At 55.0% G+C, this 26,568-nt stretch carries 21 protein-coding genes; 15 read left to right on the top strand and 6 right to left on the bottom strand.

All coding sequences use genetic code 11. The features are described from left to right. Nucleotides 1-285: 285 nt before the first annotated feature. Nucleotides 286-1,158 (top strand): AraC family transcriptional regulator, encoded by an 873-nt coding sequence (locus CJP46_RS13575; RefSeq protein ID WP_094596095.1) that lies wholly within the window; start codon nucleotides 286-288, stop codon nucleotides 1,156-1,158. A 24-nt stretch (nucleotides 1,159-1,182) separates the two neighbouring features. Here CJP46_RS13575 and CJP46_RS13570 read toward each other — a convergent pair whose 3' ends face one another. Together CJP46_RS13570 and CJP46_RS13565 are read right to left on the bottom strand one after the other, a co-directional pair. Beyond that, nucleotides 1,183-1,944: an SDR family NAD(P)-dependent oxidoreductase gene (locus tag CJP46_RS13570; RefSeq protein WP_094596094.1), complete on the bottom strand. Its 762-nt coding sequence runs from the start codon at nucleotides 1,942-1,944 to the stop codon at nucleotides 1,183-1,185. A 189-nt stretch (nucleotides 1,945-2,133) separates the two neighbouring features. Beyond that, on the bottom strand, nucleotides 2,134-2,622 hold the full coding sequence (locus CJP46_RS13565; protein WP_094596093.1) for a MarR family winged helix-turn-helix transcriptional regulator: 489 nt from the start codon (nucleotides 2,620-2,622) through the stop codon (nucleotides 2,134-2,136). Nucleotides 2,623-3,019: 397 nt separating this feature from the next. Between CJP46_RS13565 and CJP46_RS13560 the strand changes: the two genes are divergently transcribed. The 12 genes from CJP46_RS13560 (at nucleotide 3,020) to CJP46_RS13505 (ending at nucleotide 20,250) form a co-directional block, all read left to right on the top strand. Further along, a complete protein-coding gene (locus CJP46_RS13560; RefSeq protein WP_094596092.1) occupies nucleotides 3,020-3,952 on the top strand; it encodes an AraC family transcriptional regulator in 933 nt (310 codons plus the stop codon). Between the two features lie 93 nt (nucleotides 3,953-4,045). After that, nucleotides 4,046-5,932: a class I mannose-6-phosphate isomerase gene (locus CJP46_RS13555; RefSeq protein ID WP_094596091.1), complete on the top strand. Its 1,887-nt coding sequence runs from the start codon at nucleotides 4,046-4,048 to the stop codon at nucleotides 5,930-5,932. Next, complete coding sequence (locus CJP46_RS13550) at nucleotides 5,929-6,894, top strand: ROK family protein (RefSeq protein ID WP_094596090.1); 966 nt, start codon at nucleotides 5,929-5,931, stop codon at nucleotides 6,892-6,894. Before CJP46_RS13555 ends, CJP46_RS13550 begins: the two co-directional genes overlap by 4 nt. Nucleotides 6,895-7,032: 138 nt before the next feature. Next, complete coding sequence (locus CJP46_RS13545) at nucleotides 7,033-9,546, top strand: glycoside hydrolase family 38 N-terminal domain-containing protein (RefSeq protein ID WP_094596089.1); 2,514 nt, start codon at nucleotides 7,033-7,035, stop codon at nucleotides 9,544-9,546. 489 nt (nucleotides 9,547-10,035) lie between these two features. Continuing rightward, nucleotides 10,036-11,361, top strand: a complete 1,326-nt coding sequence (locus tag CJP46_RS13540) for an ABC transporter substrate-binding protein (protein ID WP_094596088.1) — start codon at nucleotides 10,036-10,038, stop codon at nucleotides 11,359-11,361. Nucleotides 11,362-11,476: 115 nt separating this feature from the next. Continuing rightward, on the top strand, nucleotides 11,477-12,370 hold the full coding sequence (locus CJP46_RS13535) for a carbohydrate ABC transporter permease (RefSeq protein WP_094596087.1): 894 nt from the start codon (nucleotides 11,477-11,479) through the stop codon (nucleotides 12,368-12,370). Continuing rightward, nucleotides 12,370-13,203, top strand: a complete 834-nt coding sequence (locus CJP46_RS13530; protein WP_094596086.1) for a carbohydrate ABC transporter permease — start codon at nucleotides 12,370-12,372, stop codon at nucleotides 13,201-13,203. The genes CJP46_RS13535 and CJP46_RS13530 overlap by 1 nt, the downstream gene beginning before the upstream one ends. 29 nt (nucleotides 13,204-13,232) lie before the next feature. Then, nucleotides 13,233-15,041 carry a cache domain-containing sensor histidine kinase gene (locus CJP46_RS13525; RefSeq protein WP_094596085.1) on the top strand — a complete coding sequence of 603 codons (1,809 nt, stop codon included), beginning with the start codon at nucleotides 13,233-13,235 and terminating at the stop codon, nucleotides 15,039-15,041. A gap of 29 nt (nucleotides 15,042-15,070) precedes the next feature. Continuing rightward, the gene (locus tag CJP46_RS13520; RefSeq protein ID WP_094596084.1) at nucleotides 15,071-16,564 is read left to right on the top strand and encodes a response regulator; all 1,494 of its coding nucleotides are present in this window, start codon (nucleotides 15,071-15,073) and stop codon (nucleotides 16,562-16,564) included. 6 nt (nucleotides 16,565-16,570) lie between these two features. Continuing rightward, entirely contained in the window at nucleotides 16,571-17,614 is a 1,044-nt protein-coding gene (locus tag CJP46_RS13515; RefSeq protein ID WP_094596083.1) for a cation:proton antiporter, read from the top strand. A 119-nt stretch (nucleotides 17,615-17,733) separates the two neighbouring features. Next, a complete protein-coding gene (locus tag CJP46_RS13510) occupies nucleotides 17,734-18,519 on the top strand; it encodes a glucose-1-dehydrogenase (RefSeq protein WP_094596082.1) in 786 nt (261 codons plus the stop codon). 45 nt (nucleotides 18,520-18,564) lie between these two features. Beyond that, on the top strand, nucleotides 18,565-20,250 hold the full coding sequence (locus tag CJP46_RS13505; RefSeq protein WP_094596081.1) for a glycoside hydrolase family 13 protein: 1,686 nt from the start codon (nucleotides 18,565-18,567) through the stop codon (nucleotides 20,248-20,250). A gap of 65 nt (nucleotides 20,251-20,315) precedes the next feature. On the opposite strand, the gene CJP46_RS13500 is transcribed toward CJP46_RS13505, so the two are convergent. Beyond that, on the bottom strand, nucleotides 20,316-21,197 hold the full coding sequence (locus CJP46_RS13500; RefSeq protein WP_094596080.1) for a sigma-70 family RNA polymerase sigma factor: 882 nt from the start codon (nucleotides 21,195-21,197) through the stop codon (nucleotides 20,316-20,318). Between the two features lie 208 nt (nucleotides 21,198-21,405). Between CJP46_RS13500 and CJP46_RS13495 the strand changes: the two genes are divergently transcribed. Further along, the gene (locus CJP46_RS13495) at nucleotides 21,406-21,831 is read left to right on the top strand and encodes a VOC family protein (protein WP_094596079.1); all 426 of its coding nucleotides are present in this window, start codon (nucleotides 21,406-21,408) and stop codon (nucleotides 21,829-21,831) included. A gap of 92 nt (nucleotides 21,832-21,923) precedes the next feature. Here CJP46_RS13495 and CJP46_RS13490 read toward each other — a convergent pair whose 3' ends face one another. Next, on the bottom strand, nucleotides 21,924-22,853 hold the full coding sequence (locus tag CJP46_RS13490; RefSeq protein WP_179281153.1) for a phosphotransferase family protein: 930 nt from the start codon (nucleotides 22,851-22,853) through the stop codon (nucleotides 21,924-21,926). A 252-nt stretch (nucleotides 22,854-23,105) separates the two neighbouring features. On the opposite strand from CJP46_RS13490, the gene CJP46_RS13485 reads away from it, so the two are divergent. After that, nucleotides 23,106-24,653 (top strand): MFS transporter, encoded by a 1,548-nt coding sequence (locus CJP46_RS13485; protein WP_094596077.1) that lies wholly within the window; start codon nucleotides 23,106-23,108, stop codon nucleotides 24,651-24,653. Between the two features lie 80 nt (nucleotides 24,654-24,733). On the opposite strand, the gene CJP46_RS13480 is transcribed toward CJP46_RS13485, so the two are convergent. Both CJP46_RS13480 and CJP46_RS13475 read right to left on the bottom strand, forming a co-directional pair. Next, nucleotides 24,734-25,531: a TetR/AcrR family transcriptional regulator gene (locus CJP46_RS13480; RefSeq protein WP_094596076.1), complete on the bottom strand. Its 798-nt coding sequence runs from the start codon at nucleotides 25,529-25,531 to the stop codon at nucleotides 24,734-24,736. Nucleotides 25,532-25,646: 115 nt separating this feature from the next. Then, nucleotides 25,647-26,474, bottom strand: coding sequence for an AraC family transcriptional regulator (locus tag CJP46_RS13475; RefSeq protein WP_179281152.1), 828 nt, complete (start codon nucleotides 26,472-26,474; stop codon nucleotides 25,647-25,649). Between the last annotated feature and the right edge of the window lie 94 nt (nucleotides 26,475-26,568).

The following is a 26,568-nucleotide window of genomic DNA, read 5'->3' as shown; positions in this document are numbered from 1 at the left end:
AGGAAGCCATGGCTCTGGAGTTTATACTTTCTGATATTATAAGAAAAACGTCAATCGACGTACCTTCAAAGAAGACAGACCGCGTTTAAAGGTGATTTTTCTTGCAATATCAGGAAGCCATGGCTCTGGAGTTTATACTTTCTAATATTATAGAAAAGGCTGCTCAGCGATACAGGCGGTGATCCGGACGAAAATATAGGCTGATCTGGACATATCTCGAATGTTCCCCTAGGATAGGAGCAAAGGTACATTTTTCGAAAATCCACCTTCAAGGGGAGAAGGCATGTGAGCATAAAACGAAGCCAAGCCTTGCTGCGCATGGACAGCTTTTTTGAGCCGGGGGTGCCCTTCTACGTCAACCGCGTGTCCGAATCGTTCGATATGCTGGAACACTCGCACGAATTCATGGAGCTGACTTATGTCAGCGAAGGGTCAGGCGTCCATTATATCGGCGGGGAAGCCTGGCCGGCCGAGCAGGGCAGCCTGTTTCTCATTCCGATCGGACTTTCGCACGTGTTCCGTCCGAAGACCCTTCGGAAAGACCGGCAGCTGGTCGTGTACAACTGCATCTTTCCGGCCGATTATCTCCGGGAGCTTGAAGCCGCCTTCCCGCGCGATCGGGTGGTGTTCGCCGCCTTTCTGGATCCGGATATGCCTTGGCTGGAAATCAAAGATCAGAGCGGCGAATACCACGCTTTATTTCGCGAACTGTACCGGGAATATGCCGGCCGAAGCCCGGGCTGGCTGCTGCTGCTGACCTCGCTGCTCGTGCGGGTGCTGACCGGCCTGTACCGGCACCGGCTGCAGCTGGATCCGCCCGCCCTCAGGCGCCAAGGCTCGCTGACGATCGACGAGTCGATCGCTTATATGGAGCGTCACTTTGCCTCCGATTTGCGGCTGGGCGAGCTGGCGGCGCAGGCCAATCTCAGCCCGAGGCACTTCAGCCGGCTGTTTGTCCGCCAGACGGGGATGAGCTTCACCGCCTACTTGCAGGGAATCCGTATGGGCGCCGCCTGCCGTATGCTGATCGAAAGCGACGGCAGCGTGAGCGAAATCGCCGCCCGGGCCGGGTACAGCGATTTGAAGTTTTTTCACCGGCTGTTCAAGCAAAAGACCGGCCTCACCCCCAGGCAGTACCGGCAGCAGCGGAAGGGCTGAAGATCTTTCATCAGCCTTTCCCTTTTATTTTCCTCCCGTAACCCGAATCCGTTCCCCGTTGATATTCCCGTTCGCCTCGGAACCGAGAAAGACGACCAGGTTCGCGATATCCTCAGGCACACTGTATCTGCGAGTCGGCACGTTCTCCCGCTCCTTCTCGATCATCTCCGCCGGGAAGGTCGCCAGAGCTTTCTCCGTCATCGTCCAACCCGGCATCACTACATTCGTCAGGATTCCGGCGGGTCCCAGCTCTTTGGACAGCGTTGCCGTCAAACCATGCAGGCCGGCCTTGGCCGCTGTATATGCCCCGCCTCCAGCCATGCCGTCCTCAGCCAGCTCCGAAGAGATGTTGATGATCCTTCCCCAGCCGGATGTCCGCATAAATGGCAGCACCTTCTGAATGGTGTAGTAATAGCCCTCGAGATTTGCGCGAATGATTCGTCTCCAACCGCCCGCATCCGTATTTTCAAAGGCAAGGCCCATGACGCTGCGGTCTCCCCACAGGACGGCATTATTTACGAGTACCTGAATGCCTCCCCACGTCTCGACGATCCGCTTTACGGCTTCATCCATGGAACGGTCGTCCGTTAAATCATAATGGACTACAATGGCCTCTGCTCCATTGCTTCTGATTTTCTGCGCCGTATGCTCAGCCGCTTCCCGCCCGCTTGCATACGTTACGGCGACCTTGGCTCCTTCCATACCGAATTTTTCGGCCGTCGCCGCTCCGATTCCGCTCGAGCTTCCGGTTATGACGACTACCTTGTCCCTAAGTCCCAGTTCCATTCCGATCTCTCCCTTGTAAATGTAAAATAAAGTGCACTTTTGTTTAGTTAGCAAAACATTTAGCTAACCTAAATATATAACTAAAAAGAAAAACGCCACAAATCACGGATGCCGCTTGCATCCCTGATTCTCCGACGCTTCCAGCAGGCAGTCCTTGGTGGCAACCGCCGTGTTTACGCTTACCACCGCTTATTCCGGGTCATTCTCCATAAATAACGGGTGCAAGTCTTTCCCCTGACTCTCTCCTCCTTCCATGACGCCGCGGTGGATCTTCCTCAGCCAAACGAGCATCAAAGCGCTCTCCTCCGGGGTCAGCTGCTGTTGAATTCGCTCTTCGATGTCTTCCACGATACCACCGCAAACCTGCTCCAGCGACCGGCCGGCGTCCGTAAGAAATATACGCTTCACCCTAGCATCCTCCGCATCCTGTTTACGGACAACCCATCCTCCCTTAACCAGCGGATCCAGCAGGTTGGTCAGCGAAGCCGGGCGAATCCGAAGCCGCTCATGCAGCTCTTTCTGGGTCAGCCCATCGCCGACGTTCCACAGCTGGACAAGCACCCCGACCTGCGAAGTGGTAATGCCATATTGGGCCAGACGCTGATCGTAAAGCCTGCCGGTCTCCCGGAAAATTTGTTTGATCCAGTATCCGATACTATCTTGAAATGAGTGCGACATTTATTTAGTCCCCCTAAAAATATATTAAACTTATTGTCGTATGTCAATATTTCTTAAATACAATCCACAGTTTAGCACAAACAGGCGGCTCAGACATCCTTGCAGGTCCCGATCCGCGGTGACGATCGCTCGCCCTTTAAAAAAACCTTCCCCCGGCAGTCCAAACCGGTATCTTGATATGATACTACCGTTAACCCGGATCTTCGAAGACGACAGGTTCCCGTAACCATCGCTCTGGTTAATTCCCCTTGGCCCCCAACTGTCTTTTGGGAACGGAATGTTCTAGAATGGCATTTAGACGAGATTACCGTGAACTATCGCCTATACTGTACTACCCGCATCCTTACGTAGTCACTCTGCACAGCTCACCCATCATTCCAAAGGAGACACGCCTGCCATGACGATCCAATCCGTTTTTCGCCGGGCCAATCAAGTCTGCAACCGCGAACTGCCCCGGCTGGAGGAAGCCGACCTGTCCATCGCTATCATGTACTGGGGATTTATGCCCACGCACTACGACAATTCCAAGCATCGTCACTCCTTCTTTGAGGCCTGTTACGTTGTGGACGGCGAAGGCGCATATATCGAACGAGGCAAAGAATACCCGCTGAAGAAAGGCACCGCCTTCCTGTCCCTGCCCGGCGTCTGGCACCAGATCCAAAGCGATACCGGTCTTACGCTCGTCTATGCCGCCTTCGAGGTGGATGAAAAGCACACCGGAAACAAATACCTGGAGGCTTACCGGCACTTGGCGGAGCATGGGCAGCCGGTGGTGGATGGCGCAGACGAGCAGCCCGCCGGGTATCTTTGGGATGCGCTCATCTCCATGTTTCAAAGTTCGAAACCCGCCCCTCTGCCGGTACTCAGCCACGTCTCCATGTCGCTGATGCTGTCCATCCTGTCTCTGCACGGAACACAGCAGCAGGATATGCCGGAAGCCGGCTCGCATGTGGAAACGCCCGAGGAAAACTCTTTGTTCCGGCAGGCCAAGCTGTTCATTGACGACAACCTGGGCGAAGAGCTGACGCTCGCCTCGGTTGCCGGGCACCTGCATATTTCGTCCCGCCACTTAACGAGGTTGTTTCAGGCCAACCTGAACCAATCGTTCGTCCACTATATACAGGAACGCCGGGTACGCCGGGCTTCCCAGCTGCTGCTTCAGGGTGACCTGCCTGTTAAGGAAATCGCTTCGCACTGCGGCTTTCAGTCGGTCCATTATTTCACACGGATATTTACCCGCCGGCTCGGCGTGTCCCCCGCGAAATTCAGGCGTTCCCAATTCACCGACGGACGTTCGGGCAAAGAGCGTTTCCCGCCGAACATGTCCTGATTGTACAAAAGCTGTTCTGGATCGTTTAAAGACGCTTCCCCTCCCTCGTCTTACAATGTTACACATAACGACTGACAAGAGGGAGGAAGCATCATGACTGCAACAACACCCCCATCCTTTAATCCATTACCCGTCAATTCCGTTTCCGTTCACAACCTCGCGGAACCGGATCTTCTCCTGGACGGGTTCGCCAAAGAATATGACTCCTTGATGACCCGGTTGACCGCCATGTACAAAAATCACGATGGCGAGGCTTTTGTCGTCGCGATCGATGCGGCGAACGGAGCTCAGTACAGCCGCTGGGTGAACCGTCTCCGCGCTTATTGCGAGGAGAAGGACATTCCCTGGATCGGAATCGACACATCCCGTTACATGAATAAACCGGAGGATCTTCTGCGGCAGTTTCAGCCCTACCTGACCGACAACCGCGCATTTGGCAGAATCGCCGCCGACGTTACGGAAGACAGCTATTTTCAGGAGGGAGCCAAGGAAAGGTGGCTTCAGGACGTTCAGCAGAAGCTGAGAAACTTGAGCGCAGCGGTCGAAGCCGGTGAAACTCCTGTTCCGATGGTCGTAACCGCCGGTCCTGGAGCGCTCTTCCTATGTCCCTCCCCGGATGTTTCCGTCTATTGCGACCTGTCCAGGGAGTATCAGCAGAAGCTTCACCGGATGGGCATGGGCAGCCTCGGCCTCGGCGAAAGCGCCGATCCCGTCGAGTCGTACAAGCAGGCCCTGTTCCTGGAATGGCCGGTGTGGGAAAATTACCGGAATCTGCATTTGTATGATTACGATGTGTACATCGATATGAATCAGCCGGAATCGCCGGCCTGGGCTACCCTCCCGGCGCTCAGGCTGCTGCTGGCCGCAGCCGCCAACCGCCCGTTTCGGGTCAAGCCGTTTTTCGCGCCCGGCATTTGGGGCGGGCAGTACTTGAAGGAGCTGTGCGGTCTGCCCGAGGATTGGCGTAACTGCGCCTGGGCATTCGAACCGATCGCCCCTGAGAATACGCTCCTGATCGAAGCAGGCGGCAACGTCATCGAAGTGCCGTTTCCGCTCCTGCTCACCTCCCATCCGGAGGAAATCATGGGCAAACGCAATGTGGAGCTGTTCGGAGATTATTTTCCGATCCGCTTCGACTACCTGGATACGATCGACGGCGACAACCTGTCGCTGCAGGTGCATCCGCAGCAGGCCTACATCGAGCGGACGTTCAACGAAACGATGACGCAGCAGGAATCGTATTACATCATGGAGCAAAAGCCGGGGTCCTCCCCCATCGTTGCGCTGGGCTTTCAGGAGGGAACGGGCGGCAGCGACCTGCTTCAGGCGGTAGATCATGCCCATGAAACGCGGCAGCCGCTCGACATCGGGCAGTATGTCAACGTATGGGAATCCCGCAAAGGGGATCTTTTTCTGATACCACCGGGCGCCGTCCATTTTTCCGGCAGGGACAATCTCGTGCTCGAAATATCGTCCACCACCTGGTGGTTTACCTTTAAAATTTACGATCACCTCCGGCTCGACCAGGACGGCCGGCCCCGGCCGATCAACCGGGACCATGCGGAGCAGAACATGATCGACGGTTTTGACACCGCGTACGTCCAGGAGCATCTGATCGCGAAGCCGAAGATCAGCCGTGTGCAAGGGAACAGCACCGAGGAACTGCTCGGCGAGCGGGACGACCTGCTGTTCCAAGTCAAGCGGCTGCGTCTGGACGGTCCATGGGAGGATCATACCGGAGACGGGTTTGTCATGTACAACCTGGTCGAGGGGCAGCGCGTCCGCCTGATCCCGGAACACGATGAGGAAGCCGCCGTGGAGTGGGGGTATGCAGAGGCCTACATCGTTCCCGCCTCGATCGGCGGCTACCGGCTCGAGCCGATTGGCCCAGGGCCCTGCACCTTAATCCGTGCCCAGGTTTCGCCTGGCTGGAATACGCCGCTCCTACCGCACCGCTGGAAGCCCGGTGAACGGGCATGAGCAGCCACTCCGGCAAAGCACCTGCCCAGACGGTCGTGACCGTGGCCATAGACGCCGGCGGAACCTTCATGAAAGGCGGCGTGCTGGAGAACGGGGTCCTTTTGCCCGAGCCGTATCTCGAGCAGCCTTCACGCTCGGAAGCGGATGCCGAAAGCTTCATCGCGCATTTCGCCAGCCTGATCATCCGGCTTGCCGGGGCATATATGAGCGGAAGCGGCACCACAGAGCACGGCGTGACGTTTCGCATCGGGACGGCTTTCCCGGGTCCCTTCGATTATGAACGCGGCATCAGCCGCATCCGGGGGCTCAGCAAATATGAACAGCTGTACGGTCTGCCGGTGGGCGACCTGCTGAAGAAAGAGCTTCGCCGCCGCGCCTGGCTGCCGGGCAGCGACCCCTGGATGCAGACGCTCGCGAATGCGGACATGGCCTTCGGCAACGATGCCGTCCTGTTCGGCATGGGCGCCGCCAAGCGCTACCCCGGCGAGCGGCTGCTGTGCCTGACCTTGGGCACCGGCCTCGGATCGGTCTTCATGGACCGGGGCCGGGCGGTAAGCGGCTCGGACGGCGTGCCCGCCAGCGGCATGCTGTATGCCGAGACGTTCGAGGGCGCGCCGGTCGACGGCCAGTTCGGCAGGCGCGGCGTGCTGGCGCTGGCGGACGCGCTCCAGGCCCGGCGGCAAGGTGATGATGTCATCGACCTTGCCGCTGCGGCCGCCCGCGGCGAGTCCGCCGCCCTTCAGGTCTGGCGCGCCTATGGCGAGCGGCTCGGGCGGATGCTGCGCCCGTATGCCACCGCTTTTCGGCCGGACCGCCTGATCCTGGGCGGCCAGATCGCCAAAAGCCTGCCGCTCTTCGGCGCTTCCCTGGCGGAGGCGCTGCAGCCGGTTCGGCCGCCCGTCCTGTATGAAGACGATCTGCTGCGGCAGGTCTTTTACGGAGCCGACATGCTGTTTGGCTAATACGGGTTCTTTTTCCCTAAATCGGCTTACTATGGAAGGCTTTCGAAGGAATTAGAGGCCCCGCCTGTCTCCGCCAAGCAAACGAAGATGGACGGTGTGCCCACCACAATACAACGCTCCCCTGAAGGAGGAAATACGATGACATTAGAACAACAGTTACAGCAGGCCGACGCGCCGCTGCCCGCCCGCAAGTGGACGATTTACGCCATTCACCACTCCCACACCGACCTTGGCTATACGGAACGTCAGGAGAAGATCGAGCAGTACCATGTCGATTTTATCCGCCAGGCGCTGCGCATCGCGAATGCCGCTCATGAAGGCGTCAAACCCGAATGGAAAGGTTTCCGCTGGACCTGCGAAACGTTCTGGGCGGTGGAGCAGTTTCTGAAGACGGCTTCGCCCGAGGAACAAAAGTCATTCGCCGAGGCTGTGCTGCGCGGCGATCTCGAGCTGTCCGGCACTTATCTCAACATGACGGAGCTGCCGGACGAACAGCTCCTCAGCAGCCTTCACAGCAAAGCCCAAGCCTACGCCGCCTCCATCGGCAGCCGCGTGGACAGCGCCATGACCGCGGATATCAATGGATACGGCTGGGGGTATGCCGACAGCCTGCTGAACCATAATATCGAGCATTTGTTTAGCTGCATTCACACGCATCACGGCATGTACGCGCTGGGCCGCAAGCAGGCTCCTTTCTGGTGGGAAACGCGTGACGGCCGCCGCCTTCTGGTTTGGAACGGAGAGCATTATATGATCGGCAATGAGCTCGGTCTGTGCCCTGGAGCGCTCGGCAAATACATGATCCGTGACGAGTTCAACCACCAGCTGGTGGAACCGGAAGCGATTCATGACGCCATCTCCACGGTCCGCATCCGTCGGTACTTGGCGCAGCTGGAAGCCGAGCAGTACCCGTATGCGTTCGTGCCGGTGATGCTGTCCGGCCTTGGGACCGACAACGGCGCGCCGAACAGCCGGATCATCGAATGGATCCAGGCCTGGAACGAGCAGCACGGCGACTTGATTACGATCGAAATGACCAGCCTGAGCGGCTTTTTTGAACGCCTGAAGCAGGAAGATCTGACCGCCCTGCCCGTTCACCGGGGAGACTGGCCGGACTGGTGGACGGACGGCGTCAGCTCCACGCCGATGCATACCCAGATTTTCCGGGATGCCCAGCGGACGCTCCGCAAGGCGGTCAAGCTGGACCCTGAAGCAAGCGCGTTGAGCCGGGCCGAGATTGATGAGGCGGAGCAGGCGCTGGCGCTGTATGCCGAGCATACCTGGGGCTACCATTCCTCCATTTATGAGCCGTGGCATAAAAACGTCCAGCTGCTGGAGGTGCGCAAGCAGGCGCACGCCGCCGAAGCGAGCCGCCTGGCCTACCGCGCCTTGGACAAGGTGCTGCTGCAGCAGGGCAGCGCCACGCTGTATCCGGACCGGCCGTACCGGTTCCGGGTCAGCAATCTGTCCGGACGGGAAGTGACGGAGCTCGTCACGCTTCAGCTGGACGGCTGGGAACCCGGCGCCCTGCGCGAAGGCGTCGAAGTCGTGCGGGAGGATACCGGCGAGGTGCTCCCGCAGCAGTCCGCCCAACCGCACACCATCGTCACCGAGCTCAAGCTGCAGGCGCAGGAAACCTGCTTCCTGGTTCTGCGCCCGCTGGCTCAGGGACGGCAGCAGGGTACGACGACGTCCAACACCCGTCTGATCGGAGCCGATCAGGTGTACGACATGGACGACCTCGTCCAGGGGGCTTCCGGCTCTGCCGGCCATCCGCCGATCCGCATTACCCGGACCGGCCTGGAATCCCCGTTCGTCCGTCTAGCCTGGTCCGATAGCGGCATCCATTCCTGGTTCAACAAGGAACTGAACGCCGAAATGCTGCGCAGCGGCAATCCATACGGAGCGTTCACTCCGATCTATGAAGTCACCCGGCCGGCGGATGAGACGGATGCCTCCCAGGTTTGGAGTACCCGGGCCCGGATGGGACGCAACCGCAAAGGGCTCCATGCCGAGCGCTCTGCCGGGCGCGTAGCATCAGTCCGTACCTTGGAGACCGGACCGCTCTATGCCACGGTGGAAATCACTTATCAGCTGAACGGCCTGTCCTACTTCGCCTTGTTCCTGCGGGTCCATGCCAACCGGAACCGGGTCGACGTGTCGGCGCGCTTCCATAAAGACAGCGTCTGGAGCCCGGAGAACGTCTACCTTTCGCTTCCTTTTACAAGCGGCGACACCTCGCGGGATACGCTGTATGCGGATAAACCGGGAGGCCTGGTGCGTCCGTGGAAGGACCAGATTCCGGGAACATGCCTCGATTATGCCTGCATCCAGGAAGGCATTGCCTGGCAGGATGACCGAAGCTCGCTTCTGCTGGCTTCGCCGGATACGCCGCTGATGCAGTGGGGCCCGCTGGAGTACGGCACAAGACGCCTCCATACCCAGCAAGCGGAGGACGAGAAGCCTGAGTCGTACGCCTGGCTGATGACCAACTATTGGGAGACCAATTTCAAAGCGACGCTCGGCGGCTTCTACGAATTTCAATACCATGTCAGCTCGGAGCCGGCGCTGCCGGAAGACGAGCTTGCGGCGGCCATCCGGGCGCTTCACGATCCGTTTGTCGTATGCCGCATGCGCCCGGAAGGCATGTAACAGAAGTCTTTCTGGCGATATAAGGAAGCTCAGCCTCCAAAGCTTATACTCTCTTATATCTTTAAAGGGGCTGTCCCGCCTAGGGACGGCTCCTTTCTTCTTTTTGCTCTTTTGCGCTTTTGCTCTATTGCTCTTTTGCTCATGCCAAGCTCACACATCGATCCGGCGGCGCAACCGCGAACCAGCGCTAAAATCCCACCCCTCATCTTCGTCTTCCGAACTTATATGCGCATTAGTCCCTCCGCTTCTCCTCACCCTTCTTGTACAGCAAAATAATGCTATTCTCCTCTCCCTCTCTTCAGCAGTCTCTGCTCTTTTTCCCACTCCCCATAATTTTGTTATTGTTTTGTTATAATAAAATCACTATTTTTTATTGCAATTAGTATAATAGAAGACAATAAATAACAAATGAGTACATTTAAATAGCGCATTCAAAACGCTATAATTATCCATGCAAACGCTAACATATTCGAAATGGGGAGAGTAGAAATGAAAAAGAAGTCCTTTACTTTGTTAGGATTTGTTATGATCCTGATGCTGTCCATGTCCCTGTCCGCCTGCGGATCAAGCGGCGGCAGCGACGATACGACCGGCAGCGGAAGCGGCACGGATACAGCAGCCGGTAATTCGTCCGGCGGATCTGCCGGAAGCGGCTCCGAGCTGTCGGGCAAAATCACCTTTTTGACCAACCGGACCGATATGATCGGCAAAGAGTATGACGATTATTTAAAGCGCTTTAACGAAAAATACCCGAATATCAAAGTCGAATTCGAAGGCGCACAAACCGATTACAACCAGCAGGCCAAAGTCAGAATGGCCGGCGATGAGCTTCCGGACGTCATGTTTATCCCTACCATTCCAAACTCCGACCTGCCGAAATATTTTGCTCCGCTCGACGATCTCGGGCTGGACGACAAGATTACGTTTAAAGACTTCAAATCGTACGATGGAAAAGTCTACGGCCTTTCGGATGGCAACGCCACATCCGGGATCGTATACAACAAGAAGGCGTTCGCCGACGCCGGCATCACGGAAATCCCAAAAACTTGGGACGAGTTCCTGGCTGCCTGTGAAAAGCTGAAGCAAAAAGGCATCGTGCCGCTCGCTTCCAACTTCAAAGATAAATGGCCGCTGAACAACTGGGTGTATGACCTGCCGCGGCTGATCGAGAACAATCCCGACTTCCCGAACACGAAGCTGAACACGGATGCCCCGTTCACGATGGACAACGGTTACGGCAAGGCGTTCAGCCTGATCCGCGAATTGAACGAACAAGGCTACCTGGAGAAGGACATCAACTCCACCAACTGGGAGCAGTCCAAGAAAGACGTCGCCTCCGGCAAGTTCGCCATGTACTTCCTTGGCAACTGGGTCATCAACCAGGTCATCGGAGCCGGAACGACCGCAGACAGCATCGGCTTCTTCCCGCTTCCATATGACAACTCCGGAACGCTGCGAGCAGCCCTCAGCCCGGACTTCTTTTACGCCGTATCCAAGAACAGCAAAAACGTTGAAGCCGCCAAGGCTTTCGTGAAATGGATGCTTGAGGACTCCGGTTACGAAGATTTCGCCGGATTCATTCCGCCGCTGATAGACCGTGAATCCAAGCTGGCCCAGCTGAAAGACTTCCAGGCTACCGGTGTTGAGCTCCAGGAAGGCACGCCGGACGACGCGACGGTTACCGACATCCTGAATAAGGCACAGATCGACTTGCCGGCCATGGTTCAAGAATTCGTGCTTGCCAAGGATCCGCAAAGCGTCCTGGATAAATGGAACAAGGCGTGGGCCAAAGCCAAGAAAGACCTCGGCAAATAAAGCCCTTATACAGAAACAGCCCGGCAAAGTGGATTATCCGCCTAAAGGAGGTAATCCGCTTTGCTGTCGGCTTGCATCCAAGAAACGCCTATAAGCTTGAGAAAGAAGGTATAGCATGTTCGGAACGCTCTCGTACCGCAAACAGAAGACGATCATCATCGTCTCCTTTCTACTGATTCCTTTGATTCTACTAGCCACCTTCACCTATTACCCGGCCATCAAGCTGATCTATTACAGCTTTACGAACTGGGACGGCTACAGCCCGGAGAAGCCTTGGGTCGGCCTGAACAATTACCGGGAGGTGTTCTCCAACCCGGATATTTTTAAAGTGTTCGAGCACAACTTCGCTTATTTCGCGATGGGGATCGTTCAGAACATCATCGCCATTTACTTTGCGGTCGTCCTGAACAGCCGGCTGCGCGGGCGGAACGTGTTCCGGATTCTGCTGTTTCTGCCTTACATCATGAACGGCGTGGCGGTCGCTTTTATGTTCGGATACGTATTTGACACGACCAACGGCTCGCTTAACTTGTTCCTCTCCAGCCTTGGACTGAAGCACCTTGGGGAAACGAGCTGGCTCGGAACCGAAGGGCTTGTCAACTATGCGCTGGCCTCCACCGGACTGTGGCGCTTTATGGGTTACAACATGGTCATTTACATCGCTTCGCTGCAGGCCATTCCGAAGGATATTTACGAAGCGGCGAAAATCGACGGTGCCGGCTCCTGGCAAACATTGTGGAAAATTACGCTGCCGAACATGAAGCCGGTCATTCAGCTCAACCTGTTCCTGACCGTGACGGGCGCGCTCGAAGTGTTCGACCTTCCGTTCGTGCTGACCAAGGGCGGACCCGCGGGAGCGAGCCAGACCTACGTGCAGCGCGTGGTGGAAACCGCCTTCGCATACAACAACTATGGACTGGCCTCGGCCATGAGCGTCATTTTATTGTTCTTCGTGGTCATCGTATTGGCCGTTCAGCAGCTTGTGCTCAGCAGAGGAGGAAGTAAATAATGCATTCGTCCAAATTCCGGATTCAGGACCTGGTGAAATACTTGACCCTGCTGATCGGGGTATTCGTCGTCCTATTCCCTCCCTATGTCGTCATCATCAACGCGTTCAAATCCAGGGATGAATTTAACAGCAGCAGCTCGATGGCGCTGCCGCATAACTTTTTCAATTTCGAAAATTTCCAGGTCGTATTCGAGCGCGGCGGCCTGCTCAGCGGGTTCGGCAACATTCTGATCATTATCGTGGTTTCGCTCGCGCTCAACATCCTGTTCGGCACTATGGTCGCGTACGTCCTCGGCCGGTTCGATTTTAAACTGAAACCGATCGTGTTCGGGGCATACCTTGTCGCTACCATCATCCCGAGCATCACGACGCAGGTCGCCACATTCGGCATTATCAAAAGCCTCGGTCTATACAATACGATGGGTGCGCCGATCGTCCTGTACATCGGAGCCGACGTCATCCAGATCATTCTTTACCTGCAGTTCATTCGCAACATCCCTTATGACCTTGACGAAAGCGCCATGGTGGAAGGGGCGTCCCTGTTCAAAATTTACCGTTCGATCATTTTTCCGCTGCTGACGCCGGCGACCGCAACGCTCATCATCCTGAAGACCATCAGCATTTATAACGATATGTACATTCCGTATTTGTACATGCCGAAGCAGAGCCTGGGCGTCGTCACCACCGTACTGATGCGGTTCCAGGGCGTCAACACGGCGGATTGGAACCTGATTTGCGCCGCTATTCTAGTCATCCTGCTGCCTACGGTCATATTGTACTTTTTCCTGCAGCGTTATATCTTTGAAGGAGTAACCAGCGGAGCGGTTAAATAAGACAAGCATCAGGGAGTGGACTATCGGTTATGAGTACTGCAATCGGGCGAGTCATACGCAGGGGATGGCTCTTTCTGGCCAATCTGTCACTGGAGAAAAAGCTCATTCTCGTATTTGTCTTTCTGTTATCGCTGCCCATCACTTATGTCAGCTACCTGTCAGCGAGGTCTACATTCAATTCCGTGCTGCAGAACGCCACCAACAACGCCGGGCAGATGGCCGACAACGCCTCCGATACGATCGACCGGTACGTGGACGACCTAAAGCGCTACACGGCGCTCCCCCTGTACAATAAGGACGTGCAGTACTATCTCGGACAGGAACTCACCGACTGGAACAAGAACGAGAGCATGGGCATGTTTCTCAGCTATTTGAGCCATACCAAAAAAGATGTGCTCGCCGTCTACCTTGTTGACCAATACGATAATATTTTTTATGACAAGAATGGGAACATCAACGACCTGTCGGCCGAAAATCAGCTCCCCGGCTGGAAAAAGCTCTTAAGCAAGGCCGGCGGAGCCCGTCCAATCTTGGAAGGCCGCCACCCTGTCACGGTCAACGGCAGCAGTACGATGGATGTGATCAGCGTGCTGCGGACCATTAACTCAGCCAGTTCGCTCCAATATCTCGGCATCATCGTTTTGGATATCGATATCCGCCTGTTTCAAGGGATCGTAGAGCCTGTCGACCGGGTGACCCAGGGCAGCTCGCTGATTATGGATGAACAAGGGAAGCTGGTGTACGCCAGCGGCGATGCGAATTCGGTTCAGGAACGGCTGACCACTCTGCTGACGGCTGCAAAGGGGAACAAGGAAGGACATTTTGAATCGACCATACACGGAACCCGCTACCTGACCGTCTTCTACACGTCGGATCAGACCGGATGGACGACTTCCGTCACGATTCCGCTGTCCAACATTTTGTACAAGGTCCAGCAGAACAGCCGGACGCTGATGGTCACGACCTTGATTCTGCTGGCGATCGCCCTGTTCGTCGCGACCTTCTTCTCCCACGCTTTGACCAAACCACTTAAATCGATGGTCCGGCTGATGCGTAAGGTCCAGCACGGCAACCTCGATGTCTGGATATCGCCTAAATATAATGATGAGATCGGCATGCTGGGCAGCCATTTCAACCGGATGATTCTCCGGATCAAGGACCTGCTCACCGAAATCAAGCTGACGGAAAAACGCAAGCAGACCGCCGACATGAGGGCGCTGCAGAGCCAGATCAACCCTCATTTTATTTACAATACGCTCGAGTCCATCCGCATGCTGGCCGAGAGCAACGACGATCCGCGCGTCGCCAAGCTGACCTACCTGCTGGGAAATCAGATGAGGTACTCCATCGTCCGCAGCGGAGATCCGGTGACCATCCGGCAGGAACTTGAGCATGTCCGAAACTATTTCGACCTGCTGGCCATCCGCTTCCCGGATAAGTTCCGGCTCGTCATGGAAGTACCCGAACCATTCCTGGGCCTGTCGGTGCTGAAGCTGGTGTTCCAGCCGATTGTGGAAAATTCGGTCTTTCATGGGCTGGATCGCAAGCCCGGACTCGGAACCATCACCATCACCGCTTCGCGCGAACAGGAACACGTCGTCTTCGTGATCGGGGATGACGGAGTGGGCATGGATGCCGATACCGTCCAACAGCTGAACCGCAGCTTGAAGCACGGCGATCCGGGCGGCGCCTTCGGCATCGGGCTGCATAACGTGGCCGAGCGTGTGCGGCTTCATTACGGCGGCTCCTGCGGCCTTCAGGTGGAGAGCGAGCCCGGGCACGGGACCCGGGTGATTGTACGCATTCAGGAAGAGCTCCCCGATGAAGGCCATGAGTAAACATCCCACAGCAAAGGCGGGAGAGAACAATGCTTCGAATTGTTATTGTGGACGATGAAATTCTGATTCGCGAAGGCCTGTCGCGCATGATCGAAAAGGAAAGCAGCCTCTTCCGCGTGGTCGGGCATTTTCCGGACGGCCAAGATGTGCTGGATAACCTTCCCGGCCTGGAAGCCGACGTGGTTATTACCGATATCCGGATGCCGGTCGTGGATGGTCTGGGCCTGATCAAGCAGCTCAAGCTGACCCGCCCGCATGTCCGTTCCATCCTGATGAGCGGCTTCACCGAATTTAACTATGCCAGGGAAGCAATCCGTGCTTCCGCGGTGGACTATCTGCTCAAACCGATCAACAAAGAGCAGCTGTTTGAGCTGCTGTACCAATTGGACCAGGAGCACCAGTCTTCGCTCGAGAAGGAATCCTTGAGCCGAAAACGGCTGCTTCATTCCTGTTTTCTGAGCGAGTCCCCTCTTCCCTACCCTGCCGGGGAGACCGATCTGCCACTGTCCTGTTACGCCACGTTCGTGCAGAAAGGCGGATCGCTGGAAGCCGCAGCCGAGCGGATCCGGCAGCACCCGGAGCTCTTCTGCGACTGGATTTCGGTCCAGGAGCGCATGCTGGCCTGGGTGTTTTTTTATTCGGAAGCTCCGGATTATGGGGAATTAGACCGGATCGCCCGACTGCTGGGCGGCGCCGGAGAACGGAACGAAGTTGATACGGCGGTTCATATCGGATTCAGCCGCATCCACAGCGGAGCTTCCGAGCTCAAAACCTCCTATGAAGAAGCTAGGCAAGCCTGCGACCTGGGCCTGTACGCGGATCCGGTCCCGTTTTATGCCGCCGGTTACGCCGGGGAAGCTGCCGGAGGCATCATGGAAGCCGAGGATGTCCTTCATGGCAGCAGCCTTGCCGAGCAGCTTCAGCTCCTCCATATCCCAGGCGTGCTTGAATGCGTCCGGCAGTGCTTTGAGCAGCTGAAGGCGCAGCGTGCAGACATAGAGACGATCGTCCGCGTCTGTAATCAGTTGGAAGACACGGCATCGAGAGAAGTGCATGATTACAGGGAGATCCGGGATAAAGAAGCCCGTGCCCGGCTGGAGGCGCAGCTGCGCACCTGCATGAGCTTCTCCGATATAGAAGAATCGTTTGTGGAGGCGTTCAGGGCTGCGCTGGAACAAGTCTACGAGCTGCGCAGCGAGATGGGCGGCAAAGCCGTCGAGATCGTCAAGCGCTGGATCGCCGATCATTACAGCGAGCATGCGGAGCTGAACACGCTGGCGGCCATGGTGTATCTGACACCCAGCTATCTCAGCAAGCTGTTCAAACAAGAGACCGGCCTGACCCTGACCGAATATATCACCGACGTGCGTCTGAAAAACGCCAAGCGCCTTTTGCGGACCGAGCCGAACATGAAGGTGCACAAAATCGGAGCGGAGGTGGGTTATGCGGACCCCGCATACTTCAACAAGCTGTTTAAAAAAGTGGTCGGTGTCACGCCAAATGAATATAAAAAGTGGAAGTAGACGCCAATGAACGAGCGCCCTGTATGGTCAGGACGCTTTTTTGTTTTGAGTCAGCCCACTGGGGTTTTGCTATTAATGTTTATTGCCGGTTTGGAAACAGACCTGGACCAATTCCGGAAAAATTGGAAGTCGGCCATCTCCGTAGCTGTTGGAGGAATCATATTACCGTTTTTCGGTGGATATGCCGTTGCAGAGGCATTTGGTTTTGCTCAAAATTACGCCTTGTTTATGGGGGTTGTATTTAGCGCAACATCCGTTAGCATATCGGTCCAAGTCCTTAAGGAAATGGATCGGTTAAGTTCTCGTGAAGGAACTACGATTCTTGGAGCAGCCGTAGTTGATGATGTTCTCGTCGTCATCTTATTGGCTGTAATGATGAGCTTTTTGGGTACAGGCACGGACGTATCTCTCGGCGTCTTGATTGGGAAGAAATTCATATTCTTTGCTGGGGTTATATTCATCGGTTGGCTAGTGATTCCCCGCATCCTTAAACGGTTGTCTACATTGCAAGTGACCGAGCCGGTCGTATCCATGGCGCTGGTTGTCTGCTTTGCCTTTTCTTATTTCGCCGATCTTATGGGCATAGCTGGAATCATAGGGGCTTTTGCAGCGGGGATCGCATTATCCCAAACCGAATTTAAAGATACTGTAGAAGCAAAAATTGAACCCATAGCTTATTCCATCTTTGTGCCTGTGTTTTTTGTCAGTATCGGGTTAAATGTCACCTTCAAGGGTGTTGGAACACAAATGGGATTCTTGGCGGCTCTTACCATTGCTGCAATACTCACTAAATTTATCGGTGCCGGACTCGGGGCAAGACTCACAGGATTCAAGACTACATCTTCATTGGCCATTGGATCCGGAATGATTTCCAGAGGAGAAGTTGCGTTAATCATGGCATCCACCGGGCTTCAAGCTGGGTTATTGTTGCCTGAATACTTCACTTCTGTAGTGATCATGGTGATCATAACTACATTAGTTGCCCCACCCCTGCTAAAGGTTTTCTTTAATAAAAACACGAACGGATATTGGGAGATAAAAAAAGGCTGAGCGGCTGCTCTGCCTTTTTTATTTGTCCCGCGAAAGTCATCATCCTCCCTGTTGAACAATGTCCGATCCGGTTAAATACTATTGTAGACATTTCGTTTGGACGACAGGAGGGAATGGTTTTGTACAAAGATCTTGAAGAAAATACAGCCATTATTACCGGGGCTTCCTCCGGCATTGGACGGGCCATGGCACTGAGGTTCGGGAGCGAAAAGATGAATGTGGTCATTAACTACCGCAGCGATGAGCAGGAAGTGGAATCGATCATACGGGAAATTGAAAAAAGCGGCGGTAAAGCGATAGGCGTCTACGGCGATGTGACCCGCGAAGAGCATGTCAAAAAGCTTGTAGCCGCCGCCCACGAGCATTTCGGTTCGCTGGACGTCATGGTCAACAACGCGGGCATCGAAAACGAAGTCCCCTCGGAAGACCTGACGCTGGAGGACTGGAGAAAGGTGCTTGACGTGAACCTGACCGGCGCTTTTCTCGGCTGCCGCGAGGCGATCGATTACATGCTTGAACACCGGATCAAGGGACGGATCATCAACATCTCGAGCGTGCACGAGGTGATTCCGTGGCCCCATTTCCTGCATTATGCTGCGAGCAAGGGCGGGATCAAAATGATGACCGAAACGCTGGCGCTAGAGTTCGCCCCGAAGGGAATCCGCGTCAACAGCCTCGGTCCCGGCGCGATCGATACACCAATCAATGCGGCCAAATTTTCGGACCCTGCTGCCAAGGCAAGCGTCGAAGCGCTGATCCCGCTCGGGTATATCGGTAAACCGGAGGAAATTGCTGCTGCGGCCGCCTGGCTGGCCTCCTCCGAATCCAGTTATGTTACGGGCATTACCCTGTTTGCGGACGGCGGGATGACCAAATACCCCGCTTTTCAAGGGGGGCATGGTTAGTTCCCCGAACAACCCATTTCATACACGGACAGGAGGAATGCGCAAATGAACCAAACCTGGTGGAAAGAGGCCGCCGTGTACGAGATTTATCCCGTCAGCTTCAAGGACACCGATGGAGACGGCAAAGGCGACCTTCGCGGAATCATTTCCAAGCTGGATTATTTAAAAGACCTCGGGATCGACGTCATTTGGATCTGCCCGATTTACGAGTCTCCCGGCAAAGACAATGGATATGACATCAGCAATTATTACGGGATCAATCCGGAATTCGGCACGATGGAGGATTTCGACGAGCTTTTGAAAGAAGCGCATGCCCGGGGACTGAAATTGATGATGGACCTAGTGCTGAACCATACCTCCGACCAGCATCCCTGGTTTCAGGAATCACGGTCGTCTGCCGATAACTCCAAGCGAAGCTTTTATATTTGGCGCAAAGGGGTCAACGGTTTGTTCCCTAACAACTGGGAGTCCTATTTCAGCGGCTCGGTGTGGGAGATGGATCAGGAGACCGGCGAATACTATATGCATCTGTATTCCAAGCATCAGCCGGATCTGAACTGGAGAAACGAAGAAATGGTTCATGAACTGTACAAGATGATCCGGTGGTGGCTGCACAAGGGAGTAGACGGCTTCCGCTTCGATGCCATCGCCCATATCGTTAAGGCTAAAGGGCTGCCGGACGCCGATAATCCGCAGCATCTGCCTGTAGTGCGGGCCTATCAGCTGTTCTCCAACCTGGAAAAAGTCCATATGATGCTCAAAAAACTGAACGAGGAAGTGCTGATGGACTACGATATCATGACCGTCGGGGAGACCTCGGGACTCGGTCCGGAGCAGGCACTGGAGTATGTTGGTGACAAACGTCATGAGCTCAACATGGTGTTCCAGTTTGAGCATATGACGATGGACTCCGCCTCAAACGGCACCGGCAAGTGGGAATCCCGTTCATGGACGCTGCTGGAGCTTAAGAAAATTATGAGCCGGTGGCAGACCACGCTGCATAACCAGGGATGGAATGCGAACTACCTGGGCAATCATGATCAGCCGCGATCCGTCTCCCGGTTTGGGAATGACAAGCAGTACCGCATCCCGTCTGCCAAAATGCTGGCCACCTTCATGCTCACTCTTGAGGGAACGCCATACATTTATCAGGGTGAGGAAATTGGGATGACCAATGCAGCCTTTGAAAACATCGGTGATTACCGGGACGTTGAGACGCTGAATTACTTCGAGCAATCCCACCTTCAAGGCAAGCCGATCGACCAGACCATGCTGGCCATCCAGGCGAAGAGCCGGGATAACGCCCGCACTCCGATGCAGTGGAACGACGGACCGCAGGCCGGGTTTACGACCGGCGAACCCTGGATCAAGGTCAACCCTAATTATAAGGAAGTGAACGTGGCTTCGGCGATGAAGGATCCGAATTCAATCTATCATTACTATAAGCGGATGCTCGCCTTGCGCAAAAACCATAAGGCGTTGATCTACGGAGAGTACAAACTGCTGCTTCCATTGGATCCGGATCTCTATGTGTACACCCGTACGCTGGATCATGACACCATCCTGGTCATCCTTAACTTTTTTGATGATACGCCTGTCCTGGAATGGCCAGAAGCTCTTCGCGGTATGCCACGGGAATTGCTGATTTGCAATTACGATCTCCCGCCTGACGCGGGAGAAGGCCGGATTCAGCTGCGCCCCTATGAAGCCCGAGTATACCGGCTGACCTGACCTGGATTTGGCACGAAAAAAGGCACCTGCTGCAAGCCATATGGCTTCAGACGGTGCTTTTTAACTTATCCATCGCTCAGGTCCGCTAAGTCGAGCTCGCTCAGGCGCGCTTGATCGGCAATCATTTCAATTTCGGTGATCTTGTCTTCCGCCACCGTAAAAACGAGTATGAAAATGATTTGATCACGCGGGCCCACGACGACGCCTACCGAACCGTTCACGAGCACGGGCTGTGCGCCTTGGGCACGACCGGCGAATTGCTTGGCCGCAGCTTGGGAACCGTGAACAATTGGCGCGTTTGCGGCCGGCGCAAACGCCGGATCGTTTCGAATCACAACATTCGGATCCAAGACGGAGAGAAGTCTTTCAAAATCCCCGGCGCGCGACGCGGCAATGAAGGCATCCACTAGCTCCCGTGTTCGCTTGAGCTCCTCCGCTCTCGAAGCCCATTCACTCCCCTTCACCCGTTGACGTGCCCGGCTGGCAAGCTTTCTGGCTGCCGCCTCGTTCCGTCCCAGGATCGAAGCGATATCTGAGAAGGACATGCCGAATATATCGTGCAGCACGAACGCAATTCGTTCGGCGGGACTTAATTTTCCCAACACCACAAGCATGGCGAGACCCACAGAATCGGCCATCAGTACTTCATACTCCGGATCGCTTCCGTCACGGAAGTGGGTAACCGGCTCAGGTACACCATCTATCGCAAGATCCTCGTGCCGTGATTTACGGGCTCGCAGCATATCCAAACATACCCTCGAGACGATGGTAGTCATCCACCCCCCGATATTTTCCACTCCGCTCGTATCGGAACGGCTAAGGCGTATCCATGACTCCTGTACGGCATCATCCGCTTCATTCCGTGATCCCAGTATTCGGTAAGCCACCGCCTGGAGGTGATTCCGGTGCGCCTCGAATTGTTCTGCAAGCCAGTAGTGATCGTCCATGTACCCCAATCCTTCCTTCATTCCCTTGTTACTAATATGTCGTATGAAAGCACGTCGATGTGACCGGAAATCTGAATAAAAATGTTTTTACCGTTCCGGTCACGTTTCCCTATCGGCAAACGACATAGGTAGTGAAGGGAATCCCGCAAACCAGTAAATAAGCCCGCCGGTATCCCGATAAAAAAACATTTAGTAGGAGATGATTGTTGTGAGCACGAGTCTAATCCCCTTTCTTGAAATGAACGGTAACGCTAATGAGGCCATCGATTTTTACGTAAAAGCGCTGGAAGCCAAGGTTGTCTATACTCAGCGGCTGGGCGATTTACCGGAAAACCCGGAATCCCCGCTGCCGCCGGAGAGAAAAGACTGGATATCCTTTGCGGTCTTGATCGTCGGTGAATCACAGCTTCAGTTTTCCGACCTTGTTACCGGCAGCAGTTACCAGAAGGGCTCCCCGGTGACCATCGTCGTTCAAACCGATGACAAAGATCAAGCTGCCCGATATTTCGAAGCCTTGAAGCAAGGCGGTCAAGTGAATTCGCCGCTTCAAGCAAGCTTCTTCAGTCCGGCATACGGTAATGTGACGGATCAATTCGGCATCACATTCCGGATCCTTGCCAAAGAACAACAGTGACCTATTGTCTTTGTATCCGCTCCTTAGTACTTCAAAAAAGTCATAGCCATGATCCGTGGTTATGACTTTTTCTCTGGATCCAAGCGCGGTCTCTATGATTTGTCCAAACCCAGAAGAAAATTGCGGGTATGGTCGTAGGCGTTTCTCCACCCCATTTTGGCGTAAAAGCGCAATCCGTCCAGCCCTTTGAAGTAATAGGCGCCCTTTAATCTCTCCGTGAAATCGCGGATGACGATTCCGGCTTGCTCTTGATGGTCCTGATAAGCTTGTACGACGTTCTGCCCGTCCATGTGCCGATCCAGAGTGGCCAGATCCACAAGAAAGTCGCCATAGGCGCAGTTGCAATCCAGAATTCCCGTAATTCGGCTGCCGTCAGACAAAATATTCCACTGTTGAAAATCCCCATGAATGAAATAACGGTGAGGCTCGTTATAGTGTGAATAAGCCTTTAATCGGCTGTAAATCTCATCGAATACCTCTTTTTCCAAACAGGTGTTATGGAACAAGGCGTACCAGTTCTCCCAGAAACCGCCCGCTTGCTCCTCCGCATAGACGGATTCCCAATAATCCTTCCAGGTTGGGAATCCACCGTTCCCGCTCGGCCCGATCCAGCCGTATCCACGGGTTGTCCCCGGATCAATATGGTTTAGGCGCGTCAAAATCCGAATGAGTTCCGGAAGTCGGCGTCTTTGCTCTTCAGCCGAAAAATCCGCCAAATTGCGGCCGTCCATCCTCTCCATCATGGAATATTCCAGATCCCCCGTTTTCCCATGTCCGATACATCGTGGGAACGGTATGCCCTGATTGGACAGCAGATCCGATACGAAGATTTCCGCCGCGTACGCTCCCTCCAGGTCACTGAATTTGATCACGTACCCTTTGCCTGCATGGTTGAATGAAAAAACGCGGCTTAAATTCCCGCCTTCCATCGGCGTGATTTCTGCCGCTCCATGACCCAGATGTTCGCTGATAATCTCCTTGACCAAAGTAATATCCACCGTTGGTTTTTCGTATTCGGTCATGCCCTCCACCTTCCTTCCGCTCGTATCACTCGATCGATTACCTCGAATTCGAAATCGAATTGAACCCATTATATACCGGATTTCACCCTAGAAAAATGGGGCCGAAATTAAAATAAATCCTTTTTCATTCAGATCGCCGTACTTTCGCAAAAATAAAGTCTGTTTTTTTGTGTTGACCATATACTGTTTATATAATATACTGTTTTCAAAAGATACTGTTTATACAATAAACAATAAGGAGATGGATTTAAAATGAGCACTGCAACCCCCACAGCGGCCAAACCAGCTGGCCGCAAAGAATGGATCGCGCTTTGCATCCTGTGTCTTCCCCTGATGGTCGTATCGATGGACGTTTCCGTCCTGTTCTTCGCCGCACCCGCCATTGCCGCGGATTTACTGCCGACAGCCACCCAGCAATTATGGATTTTCGACGTTTACGGCTTCATTCTCGCCGGTCTGCTCCTGACGATGGGCGCCGTCGGCGATCGGATCGGACGCCGGCGCTTGCTGATGATCGGTTCCGTCGGATTCGCCCTTAGTTCTTTGTTCGCAGCGTACGCCCAGTCGGCCGAAACGCTGATCCTGGCCCGCGGTATTCTGGGAATCGCGGGTTCGACCCTCATGCCGTCGACATTGGCGCTCGTGCGCACGATGTTCCAGGACCCGGCGCAGCGGACGAAGGCGATGGCTATTTGGAGCGCCGTTATGGCGGGCGGCGTCACCGTCGGGCCGATTATCGGCGGTCTGCTTCTGGATTCTTTCTCCTGGGGATCCGTGTTCCTCATCAACATCCCCGCGATGGCGCTGCTGCTCATCATCGCACCGTTTTTGCTGCCAGAATCCCGCAGCACGGCAAAAATCAAGGTCGATGTATTCAGCTCGATTCTCGCTCTCGCCGCGATCCTTCCCGTGACTTACGGCGTGAAGACGCTTGCGGAAGAAGGCTGGGCGATTCTTCCCACCGCTTTGCTCGCAGCAGGCTTGCTTCTCGGAGCCCTGTTCGTTCGGCGCCAGCTGACCATCTCCAATCCACTGCTCGATATCCGTGCGCTGATGGAGCGGCGGACCGGCGGTTCGATCCTCGTGAACTTTATCGCTACGTTTACGCTTATGGCCAGCTCACTCATCAATACACAGTTCCTTCAGTCGGTTCTTGGATACTCCCCGTTCGTCGCTTCCCTCTGGAGCGTGGCGCCTTCGGTTGTGGTCGGTGCAGCGGCACCGATTGCCGGTAAGCTGTCACAAATTTATGGGAGACCGCGGGTGATGGCCGGAGGCTTTCTCCTGTCGGCAGTTGGATTCGGCGTACTGTCCCAGGTCCGCCTGGATGGCTTCTCGCCGCTTGTCATTTTGCTCGTTGGAGCCGGATTGGTCGCGGCGGGAATCGTCTCCGTCATGACCCTCGTCACCGATTATGTCGTAGGCGTGGCACCGGCCGACCGTGCGGGAGCCGTCGGCGGCCTCATCGAAACGTCCAACGAGCTCGGGGGCGCATTCGGCATCGCGCTTCTCGGCTGCGTCCTTGCGGCCATCTACCGCCATGCGGTCACCCCCTTCCTGCCTTCGGGGCTCGCTCCGGACGCGGCCCGGGCAGCCGGCCAGACCATTGCCGGGGCATCGGCCGCCGCCCTGCATTTACCGGCGGATGCCGCAGCGCAGGTGATGAAGGCTTCCCGGGAAGCCTTTATCACCGCCATGCATGCCACCTGCCTCATCTCCGGCGTCATCCTGCTGCTTGCCACCGCAGTCACGCTCGTCATGCTCCGTGACCAGAAGAAGGCCGTTCATACCGCTGCTTAAGTTCAGCGCTTATGAAATGAATAAAAGGCTGCTTCCAGGAATCATCCTGGGAAGCAGCCTTTTATTGTTGAGCGGCAGCATCATGGGTTGGTGCCGCCGCTCATTTTCCGATTCAAATATTGTTCGATCCCGTCCAGCATCCGTTCCAGACCGAAGTCCAGATCATCGCCCACGGTGTTTTCGGCCTCGTTCTCGCCCGAATAAACGCCGGACATGACGATCGGGTACAGGTTCGGATATTGTTCCGGCTTGACCAGCATCCGAAGTGCCGCCGAATAATTGATCCCGCTGAACTCTTCCTCGCTCGAACCGGCCTGAACGGCTCGATCGATGTCCCGCTGAAGCATCCCGAAATGACGGGCGTAGCCGCTCAGCAGAAGCACAATGGACATTTTTTCAAAATCGTCCAGAGGCATGTCCCGCAGCGGTTGAAGCCCCCATTCGACCATCCGCAAATGGTTAGGCGTGATGGGAATACCGAGGATCGGGACATCCCCATACCACGGATGTTCCCGAAAAATAGCGACCGTTCCGCGTACATACTCACGCATACTCTCCCGCCATTCATGCGATGGGCGCTCCGCAGGCAGCGGAATATCGCAAATCGCATCCTGCATGAGGATAAGCAGATCGTCTTTGCTCGGGATATAGCGGTAAAGAGACATCGCCGTAAAGCCGAGCGCCGACGCAATCCGGTTCATCGAGACGGCGGTGAGGCCGTCTTGGTCGGCGATTTCAACTGCCTTCGACACGATCTGGTCGATGCTCATCTCCCTCTTGGGACCCCGCTGCGGCGGCTTCACCAATCCCCAGCCCAGCGCCGCGCCGGCAGGAAGCATCTTTGCCGCTTCTTCCGGTGTCAACTCTTCATTACTCATCAGATCTACCCCCTAGTCGTCCTAAGCCATCATGCATTCAAAAGTGTTTATATCATAAACAGTATATCACACTTGTGCAGTATTTTAAAAAGTAGCGGGAGTCGCTCTGCCCTGTCTAATCTCCCACATGTTCCACTCGTTGAGCCGATTCATTCTTGGGCATTCCTTCCGGAAGGCTCCGGCGAAATTCGTTGGGGGTCATGCCGTATTCCTTTTTGAATACACGGTAAAACGAACGCAGGCTGTTGAATCCGGAGTCAAACGCGATCTCGGTGACCGGATCGGCGGTGGACAGGAGCAGCATGTGGGCGTAGGCTGCCCGCTGGCCGTTGATATAATCGCGGAACGAGACGTGAAACTGCTCGGAGAAAATCCGCGAAATGAGAAACTTGCTGATTCCGAGATCCCTTGAAAGTGCTTCCAAGTTAATAGGCTCCAAAAAATGAAGGTCGATATAAGCGAGGATTTTTTGAAAGAGATCCATGTCTTTCGTATAATCCACCTTTTTCAGGGACAAAAGCGGCAGCACATGCCCTAATAACACGGAAATGTACGCCTTGAGCAAACGGCTGTCGCCTGGTTCGTGATACAGCTTGTACAAGCTGGTCACGGTGCCGGAAACGACCGGATGCCTGGGGATCACCGGGTAATCCGGAACATGATGAAGCAGATCCCCCGTATAATCCCCCGGGAACGAAGCGTCGAAGAAGATCAGCAGGATCCGGCTGTGGTCTGCCGTTCGATAGTCGTGCGGCTGATTGGGAAAAATGATCGCCATGTCCCCTTCAGACAGGACGTACTCCTTTTGATCGATGTGGACATGGATGTTGCCGGACAGGACCATCGCGATTTCAACGTTTTTATGCAGATGAAGAGGATAGGTATTATTAGTGGAAATAAACAAATGAAACTGCGGGTCCCTGTGCTGGTATTTGATTTTCATCGCGATCCCCCTTTCGGTCTGATGTGAACCCAAGCAGGCAAGCTTATTGACTCTGTTATGAAAAACATAATATGGATGTCCGTGTCTGCACAAG

Origin of the sequence: Paenibacillus sp. XY044, assembly GCF_002257645.1 — a bacterium.
Lineage (GTDB): Bacteria > Bacillota > Bacilli > Paenibacillales > Paenibacillaceae > Paenibacillus_AQ.
This window is presented reverse-complemented; position numbering and strand designations above follow the sequence as displayed.

What these genes read in the sequence shown, in the direction of transcription:
- CJP46_RS13570 (WP_094596094.1), bottom strand. Translation starts at nt 1,944, where the DNA reads ATGGAACTGGGACTTAGGGACAAGGTAGTCGTCATAACCGGAAGCTCG.
- CJP46_RS13565 (WP_094596093.1), bottom strand. Translation starts at nt 2,622, where the DNA reads ATGTCGCACTCATTTCAAGATAGTATCGGATACTGGATCAAACAAATT.
- CJP46_RS13560 (WP_094596092.1), top strand. Translation starts at nt 3,020, where the DNA reads ATGACGATCCAATCCGTTTTTCGCCGGGCCAATCAAGTCTGCAACCGC.
- CJP46_RS13555 (WP_094596091.1), top strand. Translation starts at nt 4,046, where the DNA reads ATGACTGCAACAACACCCCCATCCTTTAATCCATTACCCGTCAATTCC.
- CJP46_RS13550 (WP_094596090.1), top strand. Translation starts at nt 5,929, where the DNA reads ATGAGCAGCCACTCCGGCAAAGCACCTGCCCAGACGGTCGTGACCGTG.
- CJP46_RS13545 (WP_094596089.1), top strand. Translation starts at nt 7,033, where the DNA reads ATGACATTAGAACAACAGTTACAGCAGGCCGACGCGCCGCTGCCCGCC.
- CJP46_RS13540 (WP_094596088.1), top strand. Translation starts at nt 10,036, where the DNA reads ATGAAAAAGAAGTCCTTTACTTTGTTAGGATTTGTTATGATCCTGATG.
- CJP46_RS13535 (WP_094596087.1), top strand. Translation starts at nt 11,477, where the DNA reads ATGTTCGGAACGCTCTCGTACCGCAAACAGAAGACGATCATCATCGTC.
- CJP46_RS13530 (WP_094596086.1), top strand. Translation starts at nt 12,370, where the DNA reads ATGCATTCGTCCAAATTCCGGATTCAGGACCTGGTGAAATACTTGACC.
- CJP46_RS13525 (WP_094596085.1), top strand. Translation starts at nt 13,233, where the DNA reads ATGAGTACTGCAATCGGGCGAGTCATACGCAGGGGATGGCTCTTTCTG.
- CJP46_RS13520 (WP_094596084.1), top strand. Translation starts at nt 15,071, where the DNA reads ATGCTTCGAATTGTTATTGTGGACGATGAAATTCTGATTCGCGAAGGC.
- CJP46_RS13515 (WP_094596083.1), top strand. Translation starts at nt 16,571, where the DNA reads ATGAACGAGCGCCCTGTATGGTCAGGACGCTTTTTTGTTTTGAGTCAG.
- CJP46_RS13505 (WP_094596081.1), top strand. Translation starts at nt 18,565, where the DNA reads ATGAACCAAACCTGGTGGAAAGAGGCCGCCGTGTACGAGATTTATCCC.
- CJP46_RS13500 (WP_094596080.1), bottom strand. Translation starts at nt 21,197, where the DNA reads ATGGACGATCACTACTGGCTTGCAGAACAATTCGAGGCGCACCGGAAT.
- CJP46_RS13490 (WP_179281153.1), bottom strand. Translation starts at nt 22,853, where the DNA reads ATGACCGAATACGAAAAACCAACGGTGGATATTACTTTGGTCAAGGAG.
- CJP46_RS13485 (WP_094596077.1), top strand. Translation starts at nt 23,106, where the DNA reads ATGAGCACTGCAACCCCCACAGCGGCCAAACCAGCTGGCCGCAAAGAA.
- CJP46_RS13480 (WP_094596076.1), bottom strand. Translation starts at nt 25,531, where the DNA reads ATGAGTAATGAAGAGTTGACACCGGAAGAAGCGGCAAAGATGCTTCCT.
- CJP46_RS13475 (WP_179281152.1), bottom strand. Translation starts at nt 26,474, where the DNA reads ATGAAAATCAAATACCAGCACAGGGACCCGCAGTTTCATTTGTTTATT.